This window comes from Roseburia sp. OM02-15, assembly GCF_003481835.1.
Lineage (GTDB): Bacteria > Bacillota > Clostridia > Lachnospirales > Lachnospiraceae > Eubacterium_I > Eubacterium_I ramulus_A.
In genome coordinates, this window is sequence record NZ_QULX01000006.1 from 57,041 (window position 1) to 80,298 (window position 23,258).

Below are 23,258 nucleotides of genomic sequence, written 5' to 3' on the forward strand. Positions count from 1 at the left end.
TCATCTGGAAGTTATTTTAATAAATATTTTTCAAATGCTTTGTGCGTGTCAAAGTGAACCTCTTTGAAAAATAAAACGAGCCAAATAATAAAAGCCGGAATAGCCATATATGGTGTTAAAAAATAAGACAACACTGCTCCTACTAACATTATGCCAGCCCATGTAAAACACTGATTTTTTATATCACGAGAAATATGAGCTTTATCATACAATGCCTGTTCTTCTTTCGGTAATGAATTAAATCCCGAAACAAATTTAGCCGCTTTTTCTTTAAATATTGCAAATAACACTCCTATAATCACAAATGGAATAACCAAAACTCCACATAGCCAAAACCCTATATTCATAGTATATTCCTCCTTTACAAATCCCGATTTGTTCTCACATGATATCATATTTTTTCTTCAATTACATCCACCTAATTTTAATACACTGCCTGTCGACTTGCTTGACAGACTTTGAGCTGCCCATTGCCCCATAGCGAAAATACAATTTTGCCACGTTGAAACCTCTTTCTCTCTCGTACTTATCACCATATTATAAGCCACTGTCACACATATTGCTACATTTTTTCAGTGACTTTGCATTTTGGGAAAAAGAAAAAACCGACACTGGCAGTGCTTACTATGCCCTGTCAGGTATCGGTTTCTTCCCTTATCTCAACTTATGTTTACTTTTCTCCTCCGCTTTCGATCCAATCTTTCTCTTTTATTTTGCCTTTGATTACTGCAGGTAGAAATTCCTGCTCTTGTGACATAGGCTGCTGCCTATCTGTGAAGATTCTTTGTTAAAGAATGTGATAACTTATGCTTTTTATATACGCCGATTCTATTTTTTCGGAAACTAAAAAAGTACCCACATCTTTGTGAGTACCCTTTCGGTATGGATTTTTCCATATGTTATAACTTTATGTAATTTACTTTATTCCCAATCAAATTCATCAATACTGTTTTTGATCTCCGTTGAAACAGAACTATCATTTTTCAAATCGCGCATAAGTTCAGCAAACATTTCACGCTTTGGATTTTTCATATCATTATAGCAGCGGTGCACCATCCAGATATTATGTGGAGTTGGATTTTTTCTTACCGAAGAAATCAGTAATTCTTCATACCCATGTTTATAAAATTGCTCTACAAAATGAACCAGATCCCCCGGCATTCCAAAATCGACCAGTGGATTTGTACCTATGATTTCTAAAATCGGCTCCACTAATTCAAAAGGGTCTGGATATTGGTTGATAGCAGCTATCAGATCATCTTCTGTATAATATTCTTCACATGGTTTTGCCGCATTTTTCAATCCAGCAATTATCTGCTCTTTCGTCATAAATCCATACCTCCTCTAAAAATCCGTTTTTCTCTCTGATTTCATAACAACATGGACTATTCCACTAATAAGCTTTTTATTAAAATGTTGCTTATTGTTTCATGTTCTTGTCAGCATACGAATAAAGCTTATCCCAGAAAGCCTCATAATCATTGTTCAGTGCTAGTTTTGAATAACAGCTATCTATACCATCTTGCGACACGTCACCTTCCAATTCAATTAAAGCCTGTGCTTCCGTAGTCACCCCTATATCAGTCAGAGCATCGATAACATTTCTATAACTTTTAAACTCTAAACCATCCATAGCCAGCTCTGTGTCATAATCAATAACGGTTACGATATTTCTGATCCATGTTGGATAATTTGCTAATTCTTCTCTTACTTCTGGATACTCATAAATGTCCGCCATTTTCTGTACAAAATCTTCACCATTTGTAAATTCTGCCAATTCCTTATCTATAAAATTCATCTATGCTTGCCTTCTTCCATAAATCACAATCCAAACCTAATCCCACACAATTTCCAGACATTGATAATTCTCTGGAATTTCCGGTATACAGGAATAATACAAAGCAGGTTCTGATTCTGTTACTCCATCCGAACACAGCCAGTCGCAATCCACAATATTTTCTAATTCATCAGCTTCCATGTCTGTACACACTATGACGGAATCCCCGACAAGGTTTACACGTTCCATTCCGTCCTCTTCCACAATTTCTGTATCATCATGTAACGCAACACGCACCCATGCTACATTTGGCAGTTTCTCAATCTCTCGAAACTTTTTCCACATTTCATCCAGTGTTGGGCGGCCATTTTCCCACTGGTTTGGAGCAATCGAATCTTCTTCTGAATTTCCATCAAAAAATTCATCCAGCGTTAATAATGGAAACTTATCCCCATTTTCTTCTAATATTTTTTTGAATACCTCAAGTGCTATCATAAATACAACATCCCCTCTTTCAAATGATATTTCTATATGGCAGTTTTCCTACTTTATGCTTTTGTATCTCTTTCTCACATATTTCATGAAGCCTTTCACAATCACTTGACTCCTCTCGAATTTTTTCAAACCATCCTTCTACTCCTCTATCTTTATTTCTAAAAAAAGGATGATTTTTATCCTTTTGCACATTATTCCAAATATATTCAAGGATATCGTCAAGTATTTTCTTTTCTCCATACCAGCCACACACCAGTGCAATATCTTTATATTCTTCAAACGATTTTCTCTTTGGATTACTCAAAAAAAGTTTATATCCGTCTACAATTTTATCTAGTGGGACATCACCTTTAAGCGGGATCAACAATTTATTTTTTAACCTTTCTGCCGAAAACATATATCTTTCTTCATGTTTTTCTAACGCTATTGTTTCACTGGTACACTCTAATGATGTTGTAATGCTAGAATATTCTCTGCATAAATTATGTACATAAGCAACTGGTGTATAGTATGTATTTCTGACTACTTTTAAATAAATTCCTGTTATCAATGGTCCTAATCTGTTATCCATTTCAAGTAATTTTGTCTTTTTTAATTCTGGAAAAAGTTGCTGCCAGTCATCTGTTATCTTCTTTTTTGTTGCCACCGGTCCATTCCTCTCTTATTCCATATCTTACGATCCAATCCTCTTTATTTCTCAGCAGATAATATTTCTTTTAACTCATCAATCGTTTTATCCAAAATATCCGATGATATTGGATATTTTCCGGCTTCCCTATGCGCTATTGCTTCTTCCAGTCTTCTAAAAATTATCCATTGCATTTTGCAAATTATCTTTAAAAAACTCATAGAAATTATCAAAACGCTCCCGTATACCATCTTTATCATATTGACTCCATGATGAAATTTTTCCACTCACACTATCAATACAATAGTAAAATTCATCACAATCTTCTATAATGATATACTTCTTTGGCAAACCATTTTTTCTTTGTTCCAATGTTATTTCTACAAATTTTGGTTTCCCGTTCTTACAATACCCCATTATGTCGAACCAATATCCACCACAGCCATATTCTTTTAAAAACCATATAAAAGGATCTGGAATTTTTAAAGCTAACTTCTGTTCTGCCTGTGTTATTTCGGCATCTGTTGCTCTTTTTCCTAAAAAAGCATTTCCAAATATAGCCTGATTTTGTTGGATTATAAATTTTAATTCCTTTTGTTCTTCTGAATAACTTTCTTTGTGTGTTTCGTTCTTCTTTTTAAATTTTTCAAACAATACCATACCTACATTGTCTCCCTCTACCGTTTTTAATTTCTATAGCAGCAGAATTATCATTTTTATTTTCCAAATTTATAGCATTTAGGATACGATGTCTTCTGCATCAAAATATCTGCTTTTGATTCTGTAATCTGCTGCACTATAACACATGGCAGGGTATTTATCTGTTTGTAAAGAACACCCGTTGATATTGAAAGCGCAAATATCTTTTTCGTTTCTGCTAAAAATTTCAATTTTTCGTCCGGCAGTTTTGTGATATAAACATTTCCATATCCGGTATCGTCCTCCTCATCATCCATTTCACATCCGTTTTCTACCCATGATTTAAAGTTAAACCATTCTTCTGGTTCAGAGCTTCCAATTTCTGCAGCATCTAAAAATCCACACAGTACGGCTCCCTTTTCTGCTTTTATAATGAGTTCCCGATCACCATTATCATTTCCTATGCTTATGTATCCGGGCGCATATTCTGCAAATTCATTATATTCATAATTTTCAATAATACTTTTTGTATCGTATAATACGCACAAATTCATAACCATCCCATTTGCATAACGCAAAAATTCTTTGTAGACTTTTGGCAGTTCGCCATTGATATGATTCTCCACAAAATCAATTTCTTCTTTGGTTACAGGATTATTTTTTTCTATATATTCCAAATTCTTTAGATTCATAAAAACACCCCATGCTTAATCTTTCATTTTCTTTTGTAATTTGTCCTAAAGCCACAAACTCTTTATAATGTATACAGTTCTTTACTCAACTTTTTATACGATGCTTTCTCACTAAAGGATTTTCGTCTTCGGTTAATCATATCAACAACCATTTGTTGAGCAGATTCCTTTGAAGATAACTGACATTGAATATTCTCACTACAGTAATTATAAAATTGTTCATGCCATTCAATATAATAATCCCCAGAATAAAAACTGTCCTTTAATCTTTGCAGATAATGTTCAAATACTTCCTTTCCTTCTTCAAAATCCCCTTTCAAGAAACAGAGCATTGCCAGATGATATAGCTCCCAGAATCTTCTATATTCTGGCAGTTTACTAACTTGCTCCTGCAAACAGAATTTTGCATAGTCCATATCTGAAAATTTGCGATATTCGTCTATTTCCTTCAAAGCACTTTTTGCCAGTTTTTCTATGACAATCTGAAACGCCTCATCATCGTTTTTATATTCCACATAACCAACACCGGTACTAACATCACATCCATAGTTATATGATAGCATTTTGTTTAGGCTTTCTGTAGATTCCCATAAAAATGAGACTCCGGCATTCAAACCTGCCCCTTTAGAATAACCATTTGTTGCAAATTCAACGATAATGAAATAGTACCCATTATCATCTACCCAACTTCTTGAACTTCCTATTTGAAACAAATTTTCTGGCTCTAAAAATTCCTTAACAGTTGTTTTGATTATTTTATTATGTGGCAACATATAATGCCAGCTCCTTTACAATTCTACATTTTTATTTACCGATTTCTGCGGAATACAATTTAATTTTTTCACCATGAACTCAAATATTTCAGCCTCATATCCTGACGAATATAGCATTTGAAAATTATTGCACTGATGGATAATAATATACTTTTGTGTGTTTTCGAAAAAGTCAACCTTGAAATCTGCAGTCAATATTCCATTAAACGCAAGGCGTTTTACACCTTTTACTTTAATAAAATATTCACCACTTTTTTCATAAAAATCATAATCCAACGTATCATTTACATCATGTACTTTCAATTTTCGAACTATTTCATCTCGCGACAGTTCCGTCCGAAATATCAAATCCTGTCCCACATTTTTATATGTTCCATTAGAATATTTCACATATCTTTTCCAACGCATGACAATAATCAGTACGGAACAGACTGCCAATATACAAAAAAATATATAAAATACTGGAATCCTGTTCATCATGTTCCCTCTCTCTGTTTTACTAATTTTTCGCCATCTCTTTCCAATAGTTCTTCAACATTTCCAGTATTCTTTTGGCATCATCAATTTCCGTTTTCTGATTATATTCTCCCATTTCACTGAAAGTTCCGGATTCACTTACAATCCCCAATAACCATTTCCCCAATAGATTCTTTTTATACTTGAAAACCAAACAATTTATACCGTCCTCATCTGCAAATGCATTTGTATATTCTATCTTCGCCGGTTTCTTTCCCAATTCACTTGGATCAGATAACCAATCTTCCAATTCTTCCATTGCATTTTTAATTGTTTTGTTCATAACCATACCTGCCTTGTCCCCCTTTTTCTGTTCTGGCCTTCTAATCTGGTTTTTGCATAGATCACATAAACGCTTCGGTTTTTTAAGCTCCAAAAACTCTTTACCTGCCGCTGCTTGTTACTTTCATTTTACCATACTGCCTGCCTTTTTCCATCTATATTTTTGGCAAATATGGTGCATTGATTACTCTGATAAATATTCCTGGCTTTTGACATAAGTTGATCTAATTATGTGTTTTTAGAAACAAAAAAGAGTACCCACATCTTTGTGAGTACCCTCTCAATATAGCTTCTGCTTATTTACTTTGTGTTTTGATCACTGAATGTTTAGTTCACCGATCAGTTTTCTCCCATCTTCTGTCCGCTGCATTTTTACGGCATGATGATGAAACTGCACGATTTCTCCAACATACACACTGATTCTATGATTCTCCCATTCGCTCTCCGGCTTTGGTGGCAACGGTTTTCCAAGAAGTGGTACAATGATTTTCGGATCTTCGCTTTGCTCCGAATGCCAAAATCCCGTAGTTTCATAGGTTGTATATACCTCAACCTCATCAATATGTATCCCAAGCACCCGTTCCAATGCGCAGACGTTAAAATAGCTGGCACGCGTTTTTTGCTTTATCTCATGCCACTTTTTATCATCAACTTTACTTTTCATTTCGATCAGATGCAAGATCCATTTTCCATCTTTTTTCTGGAGCAACACATGATCTACACTTCTTTGTAATTTCAGGGGACTTTCACGTTTAAGGAAATTACACTTCCCTTTGTGATCATAATCTTCACAGCATAAATTATCTCCCTGAATGGTTACCTGCAACTCGCTTCTGCCAGATTCGCTCTTTTCCTCCAAACAATAGGAATCATTTTCCGGAAGGAAAAAATCTTCTTCCAAAAACTTCTCAATTCCATATGCAATCCGTTCTTCTACCATTTATCAGTCCTCCTGAAATGCATACACTTCCTCTACAATCTTTTCGAGGGCATTATTGAATGTAGGCACAACGAATCCGTACTTTGTTGCTTCCAACGCTTCTAAGTGTGTTTTTCCATTACTGTCTGGAACAAACTGATACATCTGAACATCTTCTCTGGAAAGCAGATCTTCTTTCCGGTATCCATATTCTTTCTGCAGTTCACTACTCCGCACATGGTTTTTCAATTTCATCATATTATTGATATGCTGTAAAATCGTATCACTGTGCGTGGTGATCCATACCGGAATCCCAAGATTCATCATATTAATAAGCAATCGTGCCATTTTCTGCTGTAATTCTGGATGCAGATGTGCTTCCGGTTCTTCAATGATCATCGCATTAAAATTGATCCCGGATTTTAGCACCAACAGCAGCGGAGAAATCTCCGAAACAATGGAAGATGCCACATACAGCGGAAGCTCTTTCTCACTGCCCTCCGGTTGATATTTGATCACTGGCAACATATCTTTCTTTACGGACAGATTTCCCTTCGTCATCTGCTTTTCAATATATTCGATAATCTTTGCATACTTTTTGCTGTCTTTTTTATTGATCTCAAATTTTGTTATCAACTGCAAAAAATCTACATACGGAAGTGTCAGGGTACTTGTGTTATCCTGCAATTCCGGTGAAAAACTAATCTGCAGTGAATTTTCAATCAACTGGGCATACGTGAGCATAAAACCGGTTCTTGATGCCGGTAAGTAAATTGGTTCCCCATTCCGTCTGCCCTTTACGATCGGCGTATACCATGGTGCTGCAATTCCTTCCATTAATAAATTCCAGCAGATATAAGCATTCATACGGAGCAGTTCTTCCCGGTTTGCCGCTTCCACTTCTGGGAATTTAATATATCCGCCTGTGACAGAATATCTGGATGCAGACGCATCCCAAACCATCTTGATCGGATGATTCCTCTCATAATGTGTAATCTTTAGTTTTTCAATCTCAACCTCATAGTTAAAAATTTTTTTTACCAGAGCTTTTTTCTGTGTACTCAGTAATTCATTAAACCAGGTTATATACAGGTCTATCGCATCATCCGTCAGTGCAGTTTCTGTGTTAAGATGTTCTTTTAACCAGCTTTCGCACTGCTTGTATGCCTTTGCTTCAGAGTGCTTCTTTGGGAAAATATCTTTACCTAAAGTCAATATTCCCCATAAAATACTCATCAAATAACTTTTTCCGCTATTGTTATCACCCACAAAACACATTAACGGTGCGATCGTAACATCTGCACTTTTTATTTTTGCAAAATTTTCAACGTGGAGTGTCCATTTTTTATCCATTCCCGTCTCCTCTCCCATCAGGTTGCTTTTTTGCTCTAGGATAACCCCTGTTTTCTGCCTGACATCTTTATCATTTAATACTACCATATGCCATCCCTTTTTTCAAATTATTCGCACATCATCATAGGGAAACTGCCGCTTCCACGAACAAACATTCATGGAGCGGCAGCTTCATTTTTCCCTATATGACAGTTTTTAGTTTTCTTTCATTATGCGCTACTTTCCGCATCCGGTTCCCATCCATGAGCCTGAATCCCAGATAGGAGTTCCTACTTAAGTCTTTTATTCTTTTCTTTTTCCTCTAGTATTTCAGCATCAATCTTATAATTTCTCGCATAGTTTGTAAAAACCACCTCATGCGCCATTGCATAATCAAACATCAGATTGAACATAGATTTCATTCTGGATTTCGTTCCGGCTGAAGCCATTCTCTTCTTTCCTTTATCTTTTCCCTTATCTTGAATAATATATCCATCATCCATACAACCAGACAAATGATATACCCGAATATCCTTCATTCTCATATTATACAAAGAAGAACAATACTTATATGCGGCTTTTACGGTTCTAATAGCAGCTGGAGTGATTTTTTTAAAATATTCTTCCGTCCATTTTTCATAACATTCAGCAAACGTAATCTTGTCAGCATTTAAATCATACGGGTTCTCATTATATGCAGCAAGCGCCTGTAACGCTTTTTGTTTTGTTTCATAATATCCAAGCGTCTTATACTTTTGAACTTGTTTATCTTCCACCAGATCATAAACAAATCCGTCTGTAATTCTAGCCCTCCATGGTTTTCGCCTTTTTCCTTTCAATTTGTGTACACTGCCGTATCCATTAGGTAATTTCATCGTAATCCATCCTTCCGCTTTTCAAATGGAAACTACTGTCCATTTGTGTATTATTTGTGTATTACGCATTGTGTATTACCTGTGTATTACGTGTGTATTATATACAAAAATTGAGGGCTTGTCAAAACGAACCAAGCCCTCAAAAAGTCAGTATTTATGCGGTTTTCTTAGAACTTACCAGCCTTAGCAGCTTCCTGAACAGAAACTGTAGCCCCTTATTTTACTGGCTTTCTAAGTCGTTTTGTTAGTTACCAGTCTGTTACTATTGACACTTTCTACTTATTTGTGCCGCTTAAGCGTGTGTAATGAAGCAGACGATACCAGCCGCCTTTAGTCTCTTTACCGCGGCTTCCGCATTTTCCTTTTTAGTATAAGCGCCTACCTGTACTTTGTAAAGCCCATTAAGCAGCCTTACGAATACGTCCGTATGTCCGGTCTTCTTAATCTGCTCCGCCATAAGGTTAGCGCCTTCTTTTCTTCTGTAAGCCCCAGCCTGTACCCTGTAGTACTTTTCGGCATCCGCCCCGGCTACTCCCGCTCCTTGGTTCTCCTGGCTCTCTGTCTTGCCGTCAAACTCTGTAAGCTTATACTGCTCGATAATCTCAATAAGTTTGTTTGCATATTCCGGGTCTGTCGCATATCCAGCAGCCTTAATAGCGTTGCAAGCCTTCTTATAGTCTGTTTCTCCGATTACTTCTTTATAGCGCTTATTTGCCTTCAAAAATGCGCTATGGTCTGTAACGGATTCTTCCCAGCTATCATAAGCGCGGAAAGCTTCGCTTTTCACGGCTACCAGATTTACCCCGTCGTAGCACTCTTTTGTATCTTTGCAATATACTTTACCCTTCCAGGACTTTGTAGCCTTAATTCCGAAAAGGGCTTTACCCTCTGCGGCAAGCCCGGACGTTCCCCAGCCCGTTTCCGTGATAGCCTGGGCGATTGTCAAACTTGCCAGCACTCCACTTTTCTTCATATCAGCGGACGCAAGCGCGCCCACTGTTTTAATAAAGTTTTTCTGTTCTGTATTCATATCGAAGCCCCCTTATACAGCCGTCAAGCTTGCTACAGCTACCCAACTGTTGATTCCCTTAAGCTTTGCTTCCTGTACTCCTTTATTTGTCTGTACCTTGTCTACCGTGTGTCTTTTGCCGCCTAACTGTGCCGCCGGGACTGCTTTTCCTCTGGTCGAAGACAAGCCGCCATATACCGCACCGCTCTTAATAGTAACAACGCTTCCGGCTTTAATTTCCTGTGTTGCCGGGGCTGTTGCCGGGCTGCTTCCCGCTTCCTGGCTGCCTTTCTTTAACCCGAACTGTACAGCGATTGCATTAGCTACGGCTGCTGCAATCTGTGTCTTTTTAGCTGCGTATGCGCTCATATCGTCCTTATCGTCGATAAAGCACACTTCCAGCAGCGCGGAAGATACGCCCGCCGCCTTCGCTCTGTAGATTACTGTAAAATTCGTTCTCTTAACTCCGCGGTTCTTAAAGCCCAGGGCTGCGATACTCTGTACAATCTTCGTTTCTACCCCTACGGTCTTTTCCGCTGTAGTAACGTAGATTTCCGTACCTGTCGTCCGTCCGTTTCCTTTAAGGTCTGCTGCCCCGGAATTAAAATGGACTTCCAGTACATAACCATAGTTTCCGAAGTCAACCGCCAGTTTTCCGGCTTTTGCGTCTTTGTATGCGTTTCTTTCCGTCGGGTATAAATCCACCTGGGCGTATGCGCTCAAAGTCTTCTTAATTTCCTCGACCATGTAAATAGTCTCGTCTGCTTCTTTTCCGAACTGTGATACAGCGCCAGGGTCGCCCGCTCCGTGTCCGCTAATAAGTAAAATCTTCATGTTTCTTATGCTCCCTCTGTGATTTTTCTTAAAATGTCGTCTTCTGTATCTTCATCCGAAACCGTAACCGTATTATACACATAGTCGTATAAGCTGCTGTTTGATTCCAGCATTTTCTTAAACTTCTCTAATGCTTCGTCTAACAGTTCGTCGTATTTTTCTTCCGTAATAAACAGGGTAATAATCGGGAATCTTTCTGCAAGCCAGTCCCATACCATAGCCCTTTTTACCTGTCCGGTCTTTCTCTTTAACTCCTTTTCCGCTTCCGTAACCATGTACAGCAGCGCGATTCTAATTTTATCTAACTGCTGCTGTGGTGTGAGTTTCAAAAAACGCAATACCGCATATACGGTAAGCCCCAGTAAAACAACCACAATTACGAAAATTAACCAGTTTTCAAGAATCAATTTCAAAATCTCCATACTTCGCACCTCTAAAAGTTCTGTATTTCCGTTGGCTCTAACGCTTCGTCTATAAGTGCTTCTGTTTTATCCTTCATCTTTTGTATGGTTCTTTCTTTGATTTCTTCCGCCGGATTTTCTTCGCCCAGGTCGATAAGTTTTTTTATCATACCTAGCTGTATTTTTATACCATTTTCAAGCTGTACCGCTTTCAGATACCATATTACAGCAGCGCCGAACACGCCCCCGGCTGTCGGAATTATGTAAGTAAATACTTCTGTAGGCTTTTCGTTCCATGAAAATATAAGGGCTACTATGCAAGTGCATACAAATATTGAACCAGTGCTTAAAACTACCTTTTTCTTAAATTCCCGCTTCTTTGCTCTCACTGTGCGCTTAAACCTTCCAGGTCTTTAATTCTATGGTTTGCTACTTCCTGTTTTTCATCAAGTACCGCCTGGTCTTTTTCTAATTTGTACACCCTTTCTACTACGTTGTTGTGTTTGTCTAATTTTGCTTCGATATAATTAAGTCTGGTCTTAATCGTCCCGTATATCGCGCCGATAGACACCCCGTACACAACTAACTGAATAAGTAAACCTATCCAAAATTCACTACTCAAGCCTTACTAACTCCTTCCTACGGCTCTAACATCCGTTCCAGGTCTTCGCGACCTTCTTTTATGTCTTCTATCATCATTAGTAACTGCTTGTCTTCGTCTTCCATGCTCCTATAGTTCTCTAATTCTTCCAGCAGCAGCCTATTTACTTCTGCCAGGTCTGCTATTATGCTGCTCTGTACCTCTACTACGTCCAGGTCGTAACGCGCTACGTTCGTAGCCTGTACTTCGCCTTCTTCCCTCTGGCTTCTGATTCTGTTAATTATCCGGCGTAATACTGCCATTGCCTATTAACTCCTTTTTCTCAATTTCTGCTTCTATTTGCCCTTTAATCTTCATGCGTAGCCTGTAAGTGTCCGCGTGTTTCGCGTGTCCTTCCCAGCTTGCATATTTCATAAGCAATTTTTCTTTTGTTATTTTTCCGCTTCTGTAGGCTTTGATAGTTGCCCTAATATGTTTAGGGCTACGCTTCCTTATCTTCCGGTAATCTTTGTAAATACGATACCCGCAAAAATCAAAGCCGTTCTTAGCGTTGATTATCTGCGTTTTCGGATTTAAGGTAAGCTTAAGTCGCTCGCCTAAAAATGCGTCTATCTTTTGTAACACTTCTACCAGGTGTTCCCGGCTATTGCTAACTATTGCAAAATCATCCATGTAGCGTGTATACTTATCTTCCTTCAATTCATGTTTTACGAAGTTATCTAATTCATTTAATACCAGGTTTGCGAAAAGCTGGCTTAATAAGTTTCCCACTGGAAGCCCGCGCCCGTCTTCCCCGTAGCTGTCGATAATGTAGTAAAGCAGATTCAATAGGTCTTTGTCTTTGAAAATCCCGCTTAATATTTGCTTTAGTACTTCGTGGTCTACACTATTGAAATATTTGTGTATATCCGCTTTTAATATATAAACCTGTTTTCCTTCAAAAGATAGGTTTCTTATGCACTCCTGGGCGTAATCTGCCGCTTTGTGCATACCCTTATCCGTTCTACAGGCGTAGCTATGATAATAAAACCGTCTTTCTACAATCGGTTCTATTTTATTGTTTATCATGTGCTGCGCTACTCTGTCCCTAAATGGTAGCGCGTATATGTCCCGTTTCTTCGGTTCATACACTACAAAGCGCCGGGCTTCCCCTTGTCGGTATGTTCCGGCTTCCAGGTCTGCCACCAGGTCGTATAATTCTTCTTCCAGGTTATCCGTGAACCTTAGCACTTCTTCCCGGTATCTTTTGCACTTTCGCGCCTTTCTGTATGCGTCTTCTGCATTTTCAAAGGTCGCTATATCCTTTATTCCTATGTTACTTCTTTTCATCTTCTGCCGTTTCTGCTTCCGCCCTTCGCTCTCGCTACTAACCGGAAGCGTCCTTTTTTATGTTTGCCTGGTAGTCCCAGGACGGGCTATACGTTCTGACTATATGTAAATAGTCCTTGCTAGTAAGCCGTAGCTTGCTAAGTCTGAAAAGTCCATAAGTCACAGCCGAAGCGCGCGCCAATGTTAGCGTTGACATTCCAGGGGTAATTGTTACAGTTAACAGCGCGGCAGCCAGCGTTAACGCCGTTGTTCCATCTGCCGCCCGCGATAAGGCGAAGCAACGTATAGCCCATATTCCTAATTTTGTACTGATTTAATGAAGCCGCCTAACATTTTTCCTATTTCCGTTAATTTCTTCGCGGCTACTCCGTATGTATGCCCGCTTATGTACTCCTGGTCGTAGGCAATTCTGATATAATACCGTAAAATCACTAATTCTACGTCCGCGTCGTATAAAAGCTTTTTCTTCGTCGTGCTTTTCCCGGCTCTAATGATGTACCGTAAAATATCCATGATACAATTTTTAGTATCTTTCTGTAGCGAAAACTTTTCACTTTTCGGATATTGTCTTAGCACCGGGTATATGTACTTTATAAAATCGTACAGCTTTTCTTGTATCTCTAAATTGCTTTTCATATAATCGCCCTTCCTCTGATTCGCGATTATATCACAGCTATTTTGTTTTGTGTCGCCGTTCCTCATTGTTTCCTATATCCTGGAAATTTACCTTAAATTTTTACCGCGTGTGCGGGCTTCCGCCCGCACAAAACAGATTACAGACTGTCACAGCCGAAGCGCGCGCCAACGTCAGCGTAGACATCCCAGGGGTAACCGTTACAGCTAACAGCGCGGCAGCCAGCGTGAACGCCGTAGTTCCATCTGCCGCCCGCGACAAGGCGAACAAGTCCGTAAGTTCCTTCTGTATATGCCTGTCCGTTTCCAGCACCTAATACGTCCTTCCATCCCCAGGACTGCGTACCGTCGTATCTGTAGCTTAATTCGTCCAGCCATTCCCACACATTACCTACGCAATCTACGCAACCGATAGCAGATACAGCATTAACTACTTTACCCGTCGTAGTTCTGGCGGTATTCGTTGTAGCCGCCCAGGCGTTTGTATTATTGCCGTCTGCTCCCTGTGGGCTGCCGTATGCTGCTTGCTGCCATTCCGAATAAGATAACAAGCGCTTACCGGATTTTAAGCCCAGGTCGATAAAGTCATAGCTATTATGTCCTTCCGTTCCTGTAAGCGGTGTTGCATTGTACGCTGATTTCACGCCGCCTACTCCATTGCTGGACGCTAAGTAAATATCCACCCACAAGCCGCCACCAGCGTATACCATGCCTTCCGGGCTGCATTTCGGGCGGTGCTTTAACGTCCATACAGAACGCGGAACGATACCGGACGCTACATTAGATTCCCAACCGCTGCCTTTCTCCGCTCCGGCAGTATTGATAGGAATAAGCTTACTACTTACCCGTCTTACCCTTCCATAATGGAAACCGCCGATTTTACGGCTTGTCTCTGCATTGTAGCCGTCCGGGTATGTACTGTTAAGACTGATTTTGTATACTTCGTCCAGGTCTTCGCTGCCTGGGTCGCAAATATAAACGTAATAATCTTTTCCCACCACGAACGCACTACCAGCGTCCAGGTTTCCGGTACTAAGTACTGTAGCGTCCGTTTTGAATACTCCTGTACTTCCGACCGTAACCACACACCCAGCCGTTACCGTAAGTGACGTAAGCCCGGAAGCGGTTAAATATTCTGCCGAAGGTGTTACCAGGTCGCCAATATTCGCCATTTTCGCAACCGTAAGTTTTGCCCGCGGGTCTTTGTTAATAAAATCATTACTTAAAAATCTACTCATATCTTGCTAACACTCCTTTGATACTGTCTAATTCTCCCTGGGTAATTCCCAAAGTGTCTAAGATATTTACCGGGCTTTCTACCCCTACTTTTTCTGCTGTTGTTTCCAGGTCGGCGTTAACTCCTATTACCGTCTTCTTTTCCTCTTTTGCTTCTCCCGTGTCTTCTCCCTGGCTCTGCTGCTCAACCGCTACATGCTCTACGCTTTTAATTGTGTATTCCTTGCCTTCACACAATACCTTAGCGCCCTTTTCCGCTTCTGCCAGATAGTTAGTAGTAATGTATCTTTTGTCCTCTGAAATTTCGACTACCGGAACAAAGATATACTTTTCTTCTTCGATTCCGTTAATCACTTCCCTTAACTCTGCTGCTTCCAGTGTGCCAGCCTGTACCATTCCTAACAGGTTATAAATGTCTTTCCCTGTTCCGATTACTTTAGGCATATTCCGCATAATCTCCCGCCTTCCTTATTCCGTTGTTTCGCTTAAGTACCCGCTTCCTAAGTATGATTTATCTAACCACGCTTCTTCCGCAAAATCGTTAAGCTTATCAATATTGTTATAAATGTCCTCTATTAGTCCTTTGTAATTTTCCGCCTTGGCTGCTGCTGCCGTTGCAACCTTTACGGCTTCCTGGCTCGCTGCTGCCGCTGCTGTAGCTTCTTCTTTTACCTGGTTCGCGATTCCTATAGTATCGTTTGCCGTTTTCATAGCTGTAGCAGCTAAAACTGTCGCTTCTTCTACAGTGTCTTTTGATTTTTCCACTTCCTGTAACGCGTTTATGATTGCCTTATACTCTATCGTACTGGCTATCTTATCGCCTACAATTACCGCCGTGTCTACTTTTAAGTTAAACGTCCAGGAGGCAATATAGCTTTCTTTTTCATAGACGCTTATAGCGCACTCTGCATATCCGGCGGCGGCTGTCATTTGTTCGGTAATCTCTGCTGTTATCAGATTTTCGACGTAAGTACAATCGTTTAAGATTTCTTCCCCGTCGGACTTCTTGCACTCAATCCTTACTATTGCCCCTTCCGGCATTTCGTAAGGTTCGCCGTCATTCAGCAGCACTACTAACAGGTTTCGCGTTTCACTATCAAACTGTTTAACCCTTATAGTCTTTTCTACGCTGTGACGGGCGAAGTCAAATACTAGCCTTCCTACTACCACTTTGCACCGTCCTTACTCGCTCAAATAGCAATTATTTACATAAGACAAGTCTAACCAGGCTTCGCTACTTTGTCCCGCCTGTATGCTTGCATTGTCGTATAGTTCCTTAGTTAATTCGTAATAGTGTTGTGCATTTTCTCCCCCGGCTGCTGCCGTTTCCGCCGCTGTCTGGGCTTCCTGTGCCTTCGTACTGGCTGTCCCGGCTGCCGTCTCTGCTTTTCCCTGGGCTGTTTCCGCCGCTCCCCTGGCGCTGGCTGCTGCCTGTGCCTGTTTTGCCGCCGTACCGGCTGCCGTCTCTGCTTTTCCTTGGGCTGTGGCGGCTGCTGCCTTAGAGTTCTCCGCTGCCGTCTGGGCTTTCTCTGCTTTCCCCTGGGCTGCTACTGCCGCCGCCTTAGCTGTCTCTGCTGCCGTCTTAGCCGTTTCCGCTTTGCTTTGAGCGGTTACGGCTGCTGTCTTAGCGTTCTCCGCTGCCGTCTGGGCTTTCTCTGCTTTCCCTTGGGCTGCTACTGCCGCCGCCTTAGCTGTCTCTGCTGCCGTTTTGGCTGTCTCTGCTGCCGTCTGGGCGCTTTCTGCTTTTCCCTGGGCTGCTGTTGCTCCGGTCTTTGCCGTTTCTGCGGCTGCCTGGGCGCTTTCTGCCTTTCCTTGTGCCGTTACTGCTGCTGTCTTAGCTGCTTCGGCTGCCGTTTTAGCGGTCGTTGCCGTCGCCGCTGCCGTTGTTGCTGTACTGGCTGCTGTCTCTGCCTTGCCTTGGGCTGTAGCGGCGGCTGCCTTAGCGTTCTCCGCCGCCGTCTTGGCTGTCTCTGCTTCCCCCTGGGCGGTTTCCGCTGCCGCTTGCGCCGTTTCTGCCGCTGTCTGGGCGCTTTTTGCTTTCCCCTGGGCTGCTACTGCTCCGGTCTTTGCCGTTTCCGCTGCTGCCTGGGCGCTTTCTGCTGCCGCTTGCGCTGTTTCGGCTGCTCCCTGGGCTACTGCTGCTGCCTGGGCTTCTTTAGCTGCCGCGTCTGCATGTTCTCCCGCTGCCGTTGCCTGTGTTGTTGCTACTCCGGCTGCTCCCTTGGCTTCCTTCGCCTTACTTTCTGCCTGGGCTGCATATTCTCCGGCTGCTGTCTTTTCCTTTTCGCTTCCGGTCTTTGCCGCTTCTGCTGCCGCCGCGTATTCCTTAGCCGCTGTCGCCTGGGCTGCTGCTAAAGATACCTGGTTATTTGCCGCTTCTGCTGCTGTCTGGGCTTCCTGTGCCTTCGTACTGGCTGTCCCGGCTGCCGTCTCTGCTTTTCCCTGGGCTGTTTCCGCCGCTGTCTGGGCGCTGGCTGCTTCTTTCGCTGCCTTTTCCGCTACTTCCTTCGCTGCTAAAGCCTGGCTGTTTGCCCCTTCTATAGAAGCCGTCGCCCGCTGTATGCTGCTGCTTGTCTTATCAAAATAGTTTTCTAAGAAGTTCCCTAACTCTACTTCCTCGTTTTCTTTTGTTATACAATTCCATTTGATACGGATACAGCGCGCTTTTACCTCTATCTTTATCCCTTTGTGTCTACAGGTTATCGTATCGCCTACTTCTACGCTTTCCAGTTGCTTATACTCCGCATACTCTACCGTATTTGCCAATTCCACCATATTAACTGTGTAATTAACCGTAGGGTCGTCGATTCCTTTTTTATATTCCTCGTTACAGGCTTTTACAAGCGCTGCCCTTAATGCTGTTAAATTAGCGTAGCCCGTTTCCCCTTCGCTACAATCTTCCTGTAGCTTAATATCGTCAAAGTTTATTACAGCGCCTTTTACCTCTGCATAGCTTCCTATTTTGGGGCTGTCTACCCACGGTTTCGCCCCTTCCAGGACATACCCGTTATAAGCCACTGGAATAATTCTTGTTACTACGTCTTCGTCGCTTACGCTTTCTTCTATCGCTTCCAGATTATGCCCGAACTCTGCTCTTACGCCTTTGTCGCTTCCAATCTGTCGCATAATATATACGTCGTAATTATCGTACAGCCGTTCCCCGCCCCAGCGGTTTATAAAGCTGTTTTCGTCGTCGCCCGCTATTGCTTCTACTATGTTCTTCCGTACATAATAAGCCGTATTCGCTGTCGTTATATCACTGTGGGGTGTAAACTTCGTCCCGCTAAATATAATATCAAGCGCCTGTTGTCCGTTTTTGTTTGTTGGGCGTACATCAACCAGGTAGTTTCCTAAGTTGTCGTAGTATATATGCCTTGCGTATACTGTTACTTCGTCGTCGCTCTTTTCTCTTTTGTAGATTCTGAATAGCTGTTTATCTGAATATGGCGTAGGTGCTGCTATAACATTATCATTAACCAGGTATTCCCAGCGCCCCAGGTCGTCGTATTCGTGGGTTAGTTCTATCTGGCAGATTCCGTCTAACCCCCATTCAAAGATACATTCTAAGGGCGTAAGCGTTATATCTCCGTTCTTCTGGTAATTTGTATTAGTACTTCTATATACTTCTATCATAATTCCCGCCAGTTAGGGACTAACACCACCTTAAAGCCCTCTGTGTATTTAAAATTATTATCCCTTTCCTGTAAGTAAAGCCCTTCGTACTTCCCGGTAAGTGCCGCGTTGCTAATCTCATTCGCTGCGTTGTAGCATATTTCTAACTTCGTATCTATGTTTAGCTGCTCTGTCACTTCTGCCGTTACCTGGTTTCCGTTTACTTCTAAGGTTATTTCTCCATTGCCGTATATCTTATATACTGGCTGTGATTTCATGTAGGGGTTATACAGGTATTCCCCTATTTCTTTTTCGTCCTGTCCGTCTACCCGATACATATAACTTTCACAAGTGAAAACAATTTCAAATTTCCCCTTGCGCTTCGCCGTTCTTTCCGTATCACTCATTACCGCCTTTTTGACTTTATAGTAATACTCCGGGTCGTCGCTAAGTATCAGCCTGTTATCTTTCCCGCTGTACAGCCACTTTTTTACTTTTCGTAAGTCCTGCGCCCATACGTCCGGTGTCTTCGATACAAAGTTAAAGCTTATCGGTATTTCTATATCTTTGTACGTCTTCTTATCCCTGTGTAACTCCCCGTCGCGTCCTTCCACCTTAATAGTGTCGTACTCCCGTTCCGGTACAGGGATAGTAGGGCGGCTTATTACGCTTAACCCTACGTCCTTGCATGATTCGCCATTATAGAAAATGTGGAATGTTGCCCGCATTATGCCGCCCCTTTCGTCTTATCCTTATCGTTCTGGTCTTTTGTGATTCCCTTAACTACTTCTTTCTTCACTTCCTTAGCAATTACTTTTTTGTCTAAGGTCGTTGTATTTGTGGTATATACAATAACTGTAATATCCCTATCCTTTGCAATTTGCTTTGTGCTTACCTCTCCGCCGATAGTAGAAATTTTAGCCGTATTCTTTACCGCCGTTACCGGGTTAACCTCTGCCGCTACCTTAGTTGTCATGCCCTGTAATTCTTCTTTCAAGTCACTCTGTAGCGTTGGCATTTCTGCCGTAATACCTACCCCGATACCTTGCGGTATCATCTTACCTACTAAATCCCTAAATAGTCTTGACGGCGAATGAATACCTAAAGCGTCCTTTGCTCCGTCTAATAAGCTTTTTGCCAGGCTCTTAACCTTTCCGGTCAGCCAGTCCCAACCGCTGCTTATTCCGTTCCATATTCCCGAAACAATATTACTTCCTATCTCCGCCATTTTGCTAGGCAAGCTTCTTACACCGTTTACTACAGCGTCATACAATCCCTTAGCCGCTGCCGTTCCTTTCGCTGCTAACTGTAATCCCCAGTTTACTACTTGCTGTATCGCACCTAAAATAGCGTTCCAGACTTTACCAGGCATTTGTGATAATGTGGTAATTGTCTGATTCAGTAAGTTTGTGGCTGCCGTCACTGCCCGGCTTCTCATTTGTTCGCCCCAGGTTGTTACCCTCTGTACCGCGTCTATAATCGCGTTCCAGATTTTACCCGGTAACTGCTGCATGAAGCTAATCACGTTCGTTATAAGCTGTGTCGTTTTTGTCACTGCCTGGGTCTTCATGTTCTCGCCCCAGGTCGCTACCTTCTGTACTGCGTCTATAATCGCGTTCCAGATTTTGCCCGGTAACTGCTGCATGAATGTTACGACACTGTTTACAAATTCCGGTATTTTCGTCGTAGCCCAGGTGTATAAATCAATTCCGAATTTTATAATATAGCCTAAACAAAAACCGATAACGTAAGCGATTTTGTTCGGCAATTCTGAAAAGAACGTAACGACATTCGTTACAAGCTGGGTTATTCCTTCTTCTGCTGCCGTTCTAAGTCCTAACGCCCACTCGCGTATAGCGTCTACAGTACTTATAATAGCGTTCCAGATTTTGCTAGGAAGCTGCTGTAGGAATGTAACCACGCCATTAAAGGCGGCTTCGATTTTTGCTACAATATTCGCTAGAAATTCGATTACCTTTGCGAAAGAATCCGGCAGCGTCTGGGTGAAAAATTTCACGATTGCCGTTACCACAACTTCGATAGCATTTTTTATTTTTCCCCACACATTCGCGATAGCCGCCCGCGCGTCCTCGTTTGTGGCGATAAATCCGACAATAGCAGCCACCAACGTAGCGACCAATGTTACAACCAGCATAATAGGGTTAGCCGCCATAGCAGCATTTACTAACCACTGTACCGCCGCCCCTGCTGTCGCTGCCGCCTTAAAGCTTGTCAGCGCTGCTACGACCGCATTTATAACCGAAGCTACCTTAAATGCTACGAAGCCCGCACCGATTCCAGCCAATACGCTTACTATCGTTTCCCCGTTGTCTGCAATCCAGCCTAGCCCTTCCAGAAGTGTAGGCAGAACAGCCGCTACTATTTCGCTTGCCTTTTCTACCATGTTTCCGAAGCCTGTAGCTATCTTTTCCAGCGCTCCGCTTAAGCTTCCGTCTGTTAAATCTGTCTGTAATTGCCCGATAACTTCCGTCACGTTTTCTACGGCGTTTGTTAGTGGTGTCTTGAATTTTTCATAGGCTGCAATTCCTAAGCCTTCCAGCCCACTTTTTAGTATTGTAACTTTTCCCTGTAGGTTGTCGTTCATTGTTGCCGCCATATCCGCCGCTGCACCGTCACAGTCTGAAATATAGCCGCTTAACTCGTCGAAGCGCTCCCCGCTGTTTGCCAGCAAAGCGTTTACGCTCTTAAGGTCTACTTTATTGAAAATACTATTAAGTACTTCTGTCTGTTCTCCCTGGGTCATTGTTCCCAGGATTCCGTTAAGGTCGTTAAAGGTTTCATTTAACGGGCGCATGTTCCCGTTTGCGTCGAATACCTGTAAGCCCAGCGCTTCCATTTGCTTTTTAGCTTTATCTGTAGGCGCTGTAAGGCTTAGAATTACATTTCGTAACGCTGTTCCGCCTTCTGCTCCCTTTACGCCGTTATCTGCGAAAATACCTAAGACGGTATTCATTTCGACCACGCCGCCCGCCAGGTTCTTAGCAGTTCCGCCTACCGTTAGAATTGCTTCGCCTAACTGCTGTACGCTTGTATTACTTTTCTGCGAAGTCTTCGCCATTTTGTCAACGAAGCCTTCCGTCGTCCCGGCTGCGTCCCCTAGCGCGCTCATGCTATCCGTAACCATATCGGAAGCTGTCGCTAAATCCATTCCCCCGGCTGCTGCAAGGTTAAGGACTGTCGGTAACGTCTCTATAGACTTGTCCGCGTCATATCCGGCAAGTGCCATATAGTTAAGTGCTTCTGCTGCCTGTGTTGCTGAAAACTGCGTAGTTGCTCCCGCTTCCTTCGCCGCTTTCTGCAATTTATCAAATTCTTCGCTTCCGGCTGCTATTTCCTCTGTCGTGATTCCCATAGTAGCCGCTACCTGGCTCATTCCGCTTTCAAAATCCGAACCTACGCCAACTGCTGCCGTCGCAAGTGTCTTTAAGCCATTAGCCAGGGCTTTAACGCCACTTATGATAGCGCTGGATATTAAATTAGCTTTTATAATATCGCCCAGGCTTACCGTTTTCTTCCCGGTTTCGTCCATGTTGTTTCCGGCTGCTGTTATCTCCTGTCCGAAAACCGTCCATTTCTTACCTGTGCTGTTTAATTCTTCTTCGGTTCGTTTTAGTTCTGTTTGTTGGTCTGCTAAGGCTGCCCGCGATTCATTAACCTTAATAGTATTTTTTGCTATCGCGTCTTCCTGTTTCTTAACTGCATTTTCAGCCTTTGCATGTGCTTCTTTCGTTTCCTCTAGCTGTGCCTTTAATTTTTTACTTTCTTCGCTGTCTTTACCTGTCGTCTTAACGCTTTCGTCGTAAGCCTTGGTAAGTTCCGCTACCTTTTCTTTTAACTTCTGTGCCGCCCCCTGTAATTCTGTAAGCTTCTGCTTCTGTGCCGCAAGGTTCGTCTGTTGAAGTTTAATAGCGTCGGTCTGTAGCTTTATCTTAGCCGTTAACTCCGTCTGTTTAGCCTTAAGTAAATCGGTCTGGCTGCCTAACGCCTTCGCCTGTGCCGCTTCTACTTTGTATTCGCTGGTTACAAGCTTCATTTGCGTAAGCATTGACTTCATTTGACTGGTAAACTCGCTTGTATTAGCCCCTATTCGTAGACTAGCACCAGCCATTTATATAACTTACTCCTTCGCTTGCGTTTCTCTGTCATATTCGACTTGAAATACAACGTAGTCCAAAAGGTCGCTTAAGTCCGATTCCAAACAGTCCTTATAACTGTTTCGCATATTCTTAATACATATCTGTAAAATATTGTCCAGGGCGTTTCTGTATGTCTCCCATATTTCTTCCTGGGAATATTCTTCCATATAACCGTTTTCCCGGTCGTATTCATCAAAAGCGCTACCCTGGTCTTCTACTTGCTGGCTGCCGCTCAAAAGGTCGCTTATGTTCCGTATCTTTTCATTTACGGAAGCGTCCACGATTTCGGCGATTGCCTTAAATGTACTAATAACTTCTGCTACGTCCAGCTGTTCTATTTCTTCTTCCTCTATCCTGTCATTAAACACTACCCGGATAACAGCAGAATATAGGTATAATAAGTCGTTTTCGTCTTCGGTTTTGCTTATCAACTCCATAAGCTGTATATAACGCCTATATGCGTATGTCGTGATACTGTAAAAACTCTTAAGTTTTCCGCCGCATTTGATACGGGTATC

General features: G+C 42.0%; 28 protein-coding genes. All 28 read right to left on the reverse strand.

Annotation, left to right across the window (positions count from 1 at the left end; genetic code table 11):
* Window positions 1–11: 11 nt before the first annotated feature.
* A complete protein-coding gene (locus DXB15_RS07480; RefSeq protein WP_040646272.1) occupies window positions 12–347 on the reverse strand; it encodes a DUF3784 domain-containing protein in 336 nt (111 codons plus the stop codon).
* A gap of 574 nt (window positions 348–921) precedes the next feature.
* Window positions 922–1,329: a hypothetical protein gene (locus DXB15_RS07485; protein WP_118702500.1), complete on the reverse strand. Its 408-nt coding sequence runs from the start codon at window positions 1,327–1,329 to the stop codon at window positions 922–924.
* A 91-nt stretch (window positions 1,330–1,420) separates the two neighbouring features.
* Window positions 1,421–1,798 carry a hypothetical protein gene (locus DXB15_RS07490; RefSeq protein WP_118702501.1) on the reverse strand — a complete coding sequence of 126 codons (378 nt, stop codon included), beginning with the start codon at window positions 1,796–1,798 and terminating at the stop codon, window positions 1,421–1,423.
* A 36-nt stretch (window positions 1,799–1,834) separates the two neighbouring features.
* A complete protein-coding gene (locus tag DXB15_RS07495) occupies window positions 1,835–2,272 on the reverse strand; it encodes a hypothetical protein (protein WP_109215216.1) in 438 nt (145 codons plus the stop codon).
* Window positions 2,273–2,291: 19 nt separating this feature from the next.
* Window positions 2,292–2,918, reverse strand: a complete 627-nt coding sequence (locus DXB15_RS07500; protein WP_109215217.1) for a hypothetical protein — start codon at window positions 2,916–2,918, stop codon at window positions 2,292–2,294.
* 156 nt (window positions 2,919–3,074) lie between these two features.
* Entirely contained in the window at window positions 3,075–3,560 is a 486-nt protein-coding gene (locus tag DXB15_RS07505) for an SMI1/KNR4 family protein (RefSeq protein ID WP_118702502.1), read from the reverse strand.
* Window positions 3,561–3,616: 56 nt separating this feature from the next.
* Window positions 3,617–4,231 carry an SMI1/KNR4 family protein gene (locus DXB15_RS07510; RefSeq protein ID WP_118702503.1) on the reverse strand — a complete coding sequence of 205 codons (615 nt, stop codon included), beginning with the start codon at window positions 4,229–4,231 and terminating at the stop codon, window positions 3,617–3,619.
* Window positions 4,232–4,293: 62 nt separating this feature from the next.
* A complete protein-coding gene (locus tag DXB15_RS07515) occupies window positions 4,294–5,004 on the reverse strand; it encodes a hypothetical protein (protein WP_118702504.1) in 711 nt (236 codons plus the stop codon).
* Window positions 5,005–5,019: 15 nt separating this feature from the next.
* Window positions 5,020–5,394, reverse strand: a complete 375-nt coding sequence (locus tag DXB15_RS07520) for a hypothetical protein (protein ID WP_242831190.1) — start codon at window positions 5,392–5,394, stop codon at window positions 5,020–5,022.
* A gap of 109 nt (window positions 5,395–5,503) precedes the next feature.
* On the reverse strand, window positions 5,504–5,896 hold the full coding sequence (locus tag DXB15_RS07525; protein WP_147404779.1) for a hypothetical protein: 393 nt from the start codon (window positions 5,894–5,896) through the stop codon (window positions 5,504–5,506).
* Window positions 5,897–6,118: 222 nt separating this feature from the next.
* Complete coding sequence (locus DXB15_RS07530; RefSeq protein WP_118702506.1) at window positions 6,119–6,742, reverse strand: hypothetical protein; 624 nt, start codon at window positions 6,740–6,742, stop codon at window positions 6,119–6,121.
* A gap of 3 nt (window positions 6,743–6,745) precedes the next feature.
* Window positions 6,746–8,161: an AAA family ATPase gene (locus DXB15_RS07535; RefSeq protein WP_243115613.1), complete on the reverse strand. Its 1,416-nt coding sequence runs from the start codon at window positions 8,159–8,161 to the stop codon at window positions 6,746–6,748.
* A gap of 182 nt (window positions 8,162–8,343) precedes the next feature.
* On the reverse strand, window positions 8,344–8,928 hold the full coding sequence (locus DXB15_RS07540) for a hypothetical protein (protein ID WP_118702507.1): 585 nt from the start codon (window positions 8,926–8,928) through the stop codon (window positions 8,344–8,346).
* Window positions 8,929–9,220: 292 nt separating this feature from the next.
* Window positions 9,221–9,958 (reverse strand): glucosaminidase domain-containing protein, encoded by a 738-nt coding sequence (locus tag DXB15_RS07545; RefSeq protein WP_118702508.1) that lies wholly within the window; start codon window positions 9,956–9,958, stop codon window positions 9,221–9,223.
* A gap of 12 nt (window positions 9,959–9,970) precedes the next feature.
* On the reverse strand, window positions 9,971–10,771 hold the full coding sequence (locus DXB15_RS07550; protein ID WP_118702509.1) for an N-acetylmuramoyl-L-alanine amidase: 801 nt from the start codon (window positions 10,769–10,771) through the stop codon (window positions 9,971–9,973).
* 5 nt (window positions 10,772–10,776) lie between these two features.
* Window positions 10,777–11,193 carry a phage holin, LLH family gene (locus tag DXB15_RS07555; RefSeq protein ID WP_118702510.1) on the reverse strand — a complete coding sequence of 139 codons (417 nt, stop codon included), beginning with the start codon at window positions 11,191–11,193 and terminating at the stop codon, window positions 10,777–10,779.
* 11 nt (window positions 11,194–11,204) lie between these two features.
* Window positions 11,205–11,561, reverse strand: coding sequence for a hypothetical protein (locus DXB15_RS07560; protein ID WP_118510351.1), 357 nt, complete (start codon window positions 11,559–11,561; stop codon window positions 11,205–11,207).
* A complete protein-coding gene (locus tag DXB15_RS07565; protein ID WP_154314738.1) occupies window positions 11,558–11,794 on the reverse strand; it encodes a hypothetical protein in 237 nt (78 codons plus the stop codon). Before DXB15_RS07565 ends, DXB15_RS07560 begins: the two co-directional genes overlap by 4 nt.
* Window positions 11,795–11,811: 17 nt before the next feature.
* A complete protein-coding gene (locus tag DXB15_RS07570) occupies window positions 11,812–12,075 on the reverse strand; it encodes a hypothetical protein (protein ID WP_118702511.1) in 264 nt (87 codons plus the stop codon).
* On the reverse strand, window positions 12,050–13,102 hold the full coding sequence (locus tag DXB15_RS07575) for a reverse transcriptase/maturase family protein (RefSeq protein WP_118702512.1): 1,053 nt from the start codon (window positions 13,100–13,102) through the stop codon (window positions 12,050–12,052). Before DXB15_RS07575 ends, DXB15_RS07570 begins: the two co-directional genes overlap by 26 nt.
* 297 nt (window positions 13,103–13,399) lie before the next feature.
* Window positions 13,400–13,804 carry a diversity-generating retroelement protein Avd gene (gene avd / locus DXB15_RS17880; RefSeq protein ID WP_118510343.1) on the reverse strand — a complete coding sequence of 135 codons (405 nt, stop codon included), beginning with the start codon at window positions 13,802–13,804 and terminating at the stop codon, window positions 13,400–13,402.
* A 71-nt stretch (window positions 13,805–13,875) separates the two neighbouring features.
* On the reverse strand, window positions 13,876–14,973 hold the full coding sequence (locus DXB15_RS07585) for a phage major tropism determinant (protein ID WP_118702513.1): 1,098 nt from the start codon (window positions 14,971–14,973) through the stop codon (window positions 13,876–13,878).
* Window positions 14,966–15,415 (reverse strand): hypothetical protein, encoded by a 450-nt coding sequence (locus DXB15_RS07590; RefSeq protein ID WP_147404780.1) that lies wholly within the window; start codon window positions 15,413–15,415, stop codon window positions 14,966–14,968. The genes DXB15_RS07585 and DXB15_RS07590 overlap by 8 nt, the downstream gene beginning before the upstream one ends.
* Before the next feature lie 24 nt (window positions 15,416–15,439).
* Window positions 15,440–16,141, reverse strand: a complete 702-nt coding sequence (locus DXB15_RS07595) for a BppU family phage baseplate upper protein (RefSeq protein WP_118702515.1) — start codon at window positions 16,139–16,141, stop codon at window positions 15,440–15,442.
* A 12-nt stretch (window positions 16,142–16,153) separates the two neighbouring features.
* Window positions 16,154–18,604 (reverse strand): phage tail spike protein, encoded by a 2,451-nt coding sequence (locus tag DXB15_RS07600; protein WP_118702516.1) that lies wholly within the window; start codon window positions 18,602–18,604, stop codon window positions 16,154–16,156.
* Entirely contained in the window at window positions 18,601–19,311 is a 711-nt protein-coding gene (locus DXB15_RS07605) for a distal tail protein Dit (RefSeq protein WP_118702517.1), read from the reverse strand. The genes DXB15_RS07600 and DXB15_RS07605 overlap by 4 nt, the downstream gene beginning before the upstream one ends.
* Window positions 19,311–22,712: a phage tail tape measure protein gene (locus DXB15_RS07610; RefSeq protein ID WP_199670981.1), complete on the reverse strand. Its 3,402-nt coding sequence runs from the start codon at window positions 22,710–22,712 to the stop codon at window positions 19,311–19,313. Before DXB15_RS07610 ends, DXB15_RS07605 begins: the two co-directional genes overlap by 1 nt.
* A gap of 9 nt (window positions 22,713–22,721) precedes the next feature.
* Window positions 22,722–23,177, reverse strand: a complete 456-nt coding sequence (locus tag DXB15_RS07615; RefSeq protein ID WP_118702518.1) for a hypothetical protein — start codon at window positions 23,175–23,177, stop codon at window positions 22,722–22,724.
* Window positions 23,178–23,258 lie beyond the last annotated feature (81 nt).

Excerpts from the sequence above, each read along its gene's own strand:
- DXB15_RS07480 (WP_040646272.1), bottom strand. The coding sequence starts at position 347 with ATGAATATAGGGTTTTGGCTATGTGGAGTTTTGGTTATTCCATTTGTG.
- DXB15_RS07485 (WP_118702500.1), bottom strand. The coding sequence starts at position 1,329 with ATGACGAAAGAGCAGATAATTGCTGGATTGAAAAATGCGGCAAAACCA.
- DXB15_RS07490 (WP_118702501.1), bottom strand. The coding sequence starts at position 1,798 with ATGAATTTTATAGATAAGGAATTGGCAGAATTTACAAATGGTGAAGAT.
- DXB15_RS07495 (WP_109215216.1), bottom strand. The coding sequence starts at position 2,272 with ATGATAGCACTTGAGGTATTCAAAAAAATATTAGAAGAAAATGGGGAT.
- DXB15_RS07505 (WP_118702502.1), bottom strand. The coding sequence starts at position 3,560 with ATGGTATTGTTTGAAAAATTTAAAAAGAAGAACGAAACACACAAAGAA.
- DXB15_RS07510 (WP_118702503.1), bottom strand. The coding sequence starts at position 4,231 with ATGAATCTAAAGAATTTGGAATATATAGAAAAAAATAATCCTGTAACC.
- DXB15_RS07515 (WP_118702504.1), bottom strand. The coding sequence starts at position 5,004 with ATGTTGCCACATAATAAAATAATCAAAACAACTGTTAAGGAATTTTTA.
- DXB15_RS07530 (WP_118702506.1), bottom strand. The coding sequence starts at position 6,742 with ATGGTAGAAGAACGGATTGCATATGGAATTGAGAAGTTTTTGGAAGAA.
- DXB15_RS07535 (WP_243115613.1), bottom strand. The coding sequence starts at position 8,161 with ATGGTAGTATTAAATGATAAAGATGTCAGGCAGAAAACAGGGGTTATC.
- DXB15_RS07540 (WP_118702507.1), bottom strand. The coding sequence starts at position 8,928 with ATGAAATTACCTAATGGATACGGCAGTGTACACAAATTGAAAGGAAAA.
- DXB15_RS07545 (WP_118702508.1), bottom strand. The coding sequence starts at position 9,958 with ATGAATACAGAACAGAAAAACTTTATTAAAACAGTGGGCGCGCTTGCG.
- DXB15_RS07550 (WP_118702509.1), bottom strand. The coding sequence starts at position 10,771 with ATGAAGATTTTACTTATTAGCGGACACGGAGCGGGCGACCCTGGCGCT.
- DXB15_RS07555 (WP_118702510.1), bottom strand. The coding sequence starts at position 11,193 with ATGGAGATTTTGAAATTGATTCTTGAAAACTGGTTAATTTTCGTAATT.
- DXB15_RS07570 (WP_118702511.1), bottom strand. The coding sequence starts at position 12,075 with ATGGCAGTATTACGCCGGATAATTAACAGAATCAGAAGCCAGAGGGAA.
- DXB15_RS07575 (WP_118702512.1), bottom strand. The coding sequence starts at position 13,102 with ATGAAAAGAAGTAACATAGGAATAAAGGATATAGCGACCTTTGAAAAT.
- avd (WP_118510343.1), bottom strand. The coding sequence starts at position 13,804 with ATGAGGAACGGCGACACAAAACAAAATAGCTGTGATATAATCGCGAAT.
- DXB15_RS07585 (WP_118702513.1), bottom strand. The coding sequence starts at position 14,973 with ATGAGTAGATTTTTAAGTAATGATTTTATTAACAAAGACCCGCGGGCA.
- DXB15_RS07590 (WP_147404780.1), bottom strand. The coding sequence starts at position 15,415 with ATGCCTAAAGTAATCGGAACAGGGAAAGACATTTATAACCTGTTAGGA.
- DXB15_RS07600 (WP_118702516.1), bottom strand. The coding sequence starts at position 18,604 with ATGATAGAAGTATATAGAAGTACTAATACAAATTACCAGAAGAACGGA.
- DXB15_RS07605 (WP_118702517.1), bottom strand. The coding sequence starts at position 19,311 with ATGCGGGCAACATTCCACATTTTCTATAATGGCGAATCATGCAAGGAC.
- DXB15_RS07610 (WP_199670981.1), bottom strand. The coding sequence starts at position 22,712 with ATGGCTGGTGCTAGTCTACGAATAGGGGCTAATACAAGCGAGTTTACC.
- DXB15_RS07615 (WP_118702518.1), bottom strand. The coding sequence starts at position 23,177 with ATGGAGTTGATAAGCAAAACCGAAGACGAAAACGACTTATTATACCTA.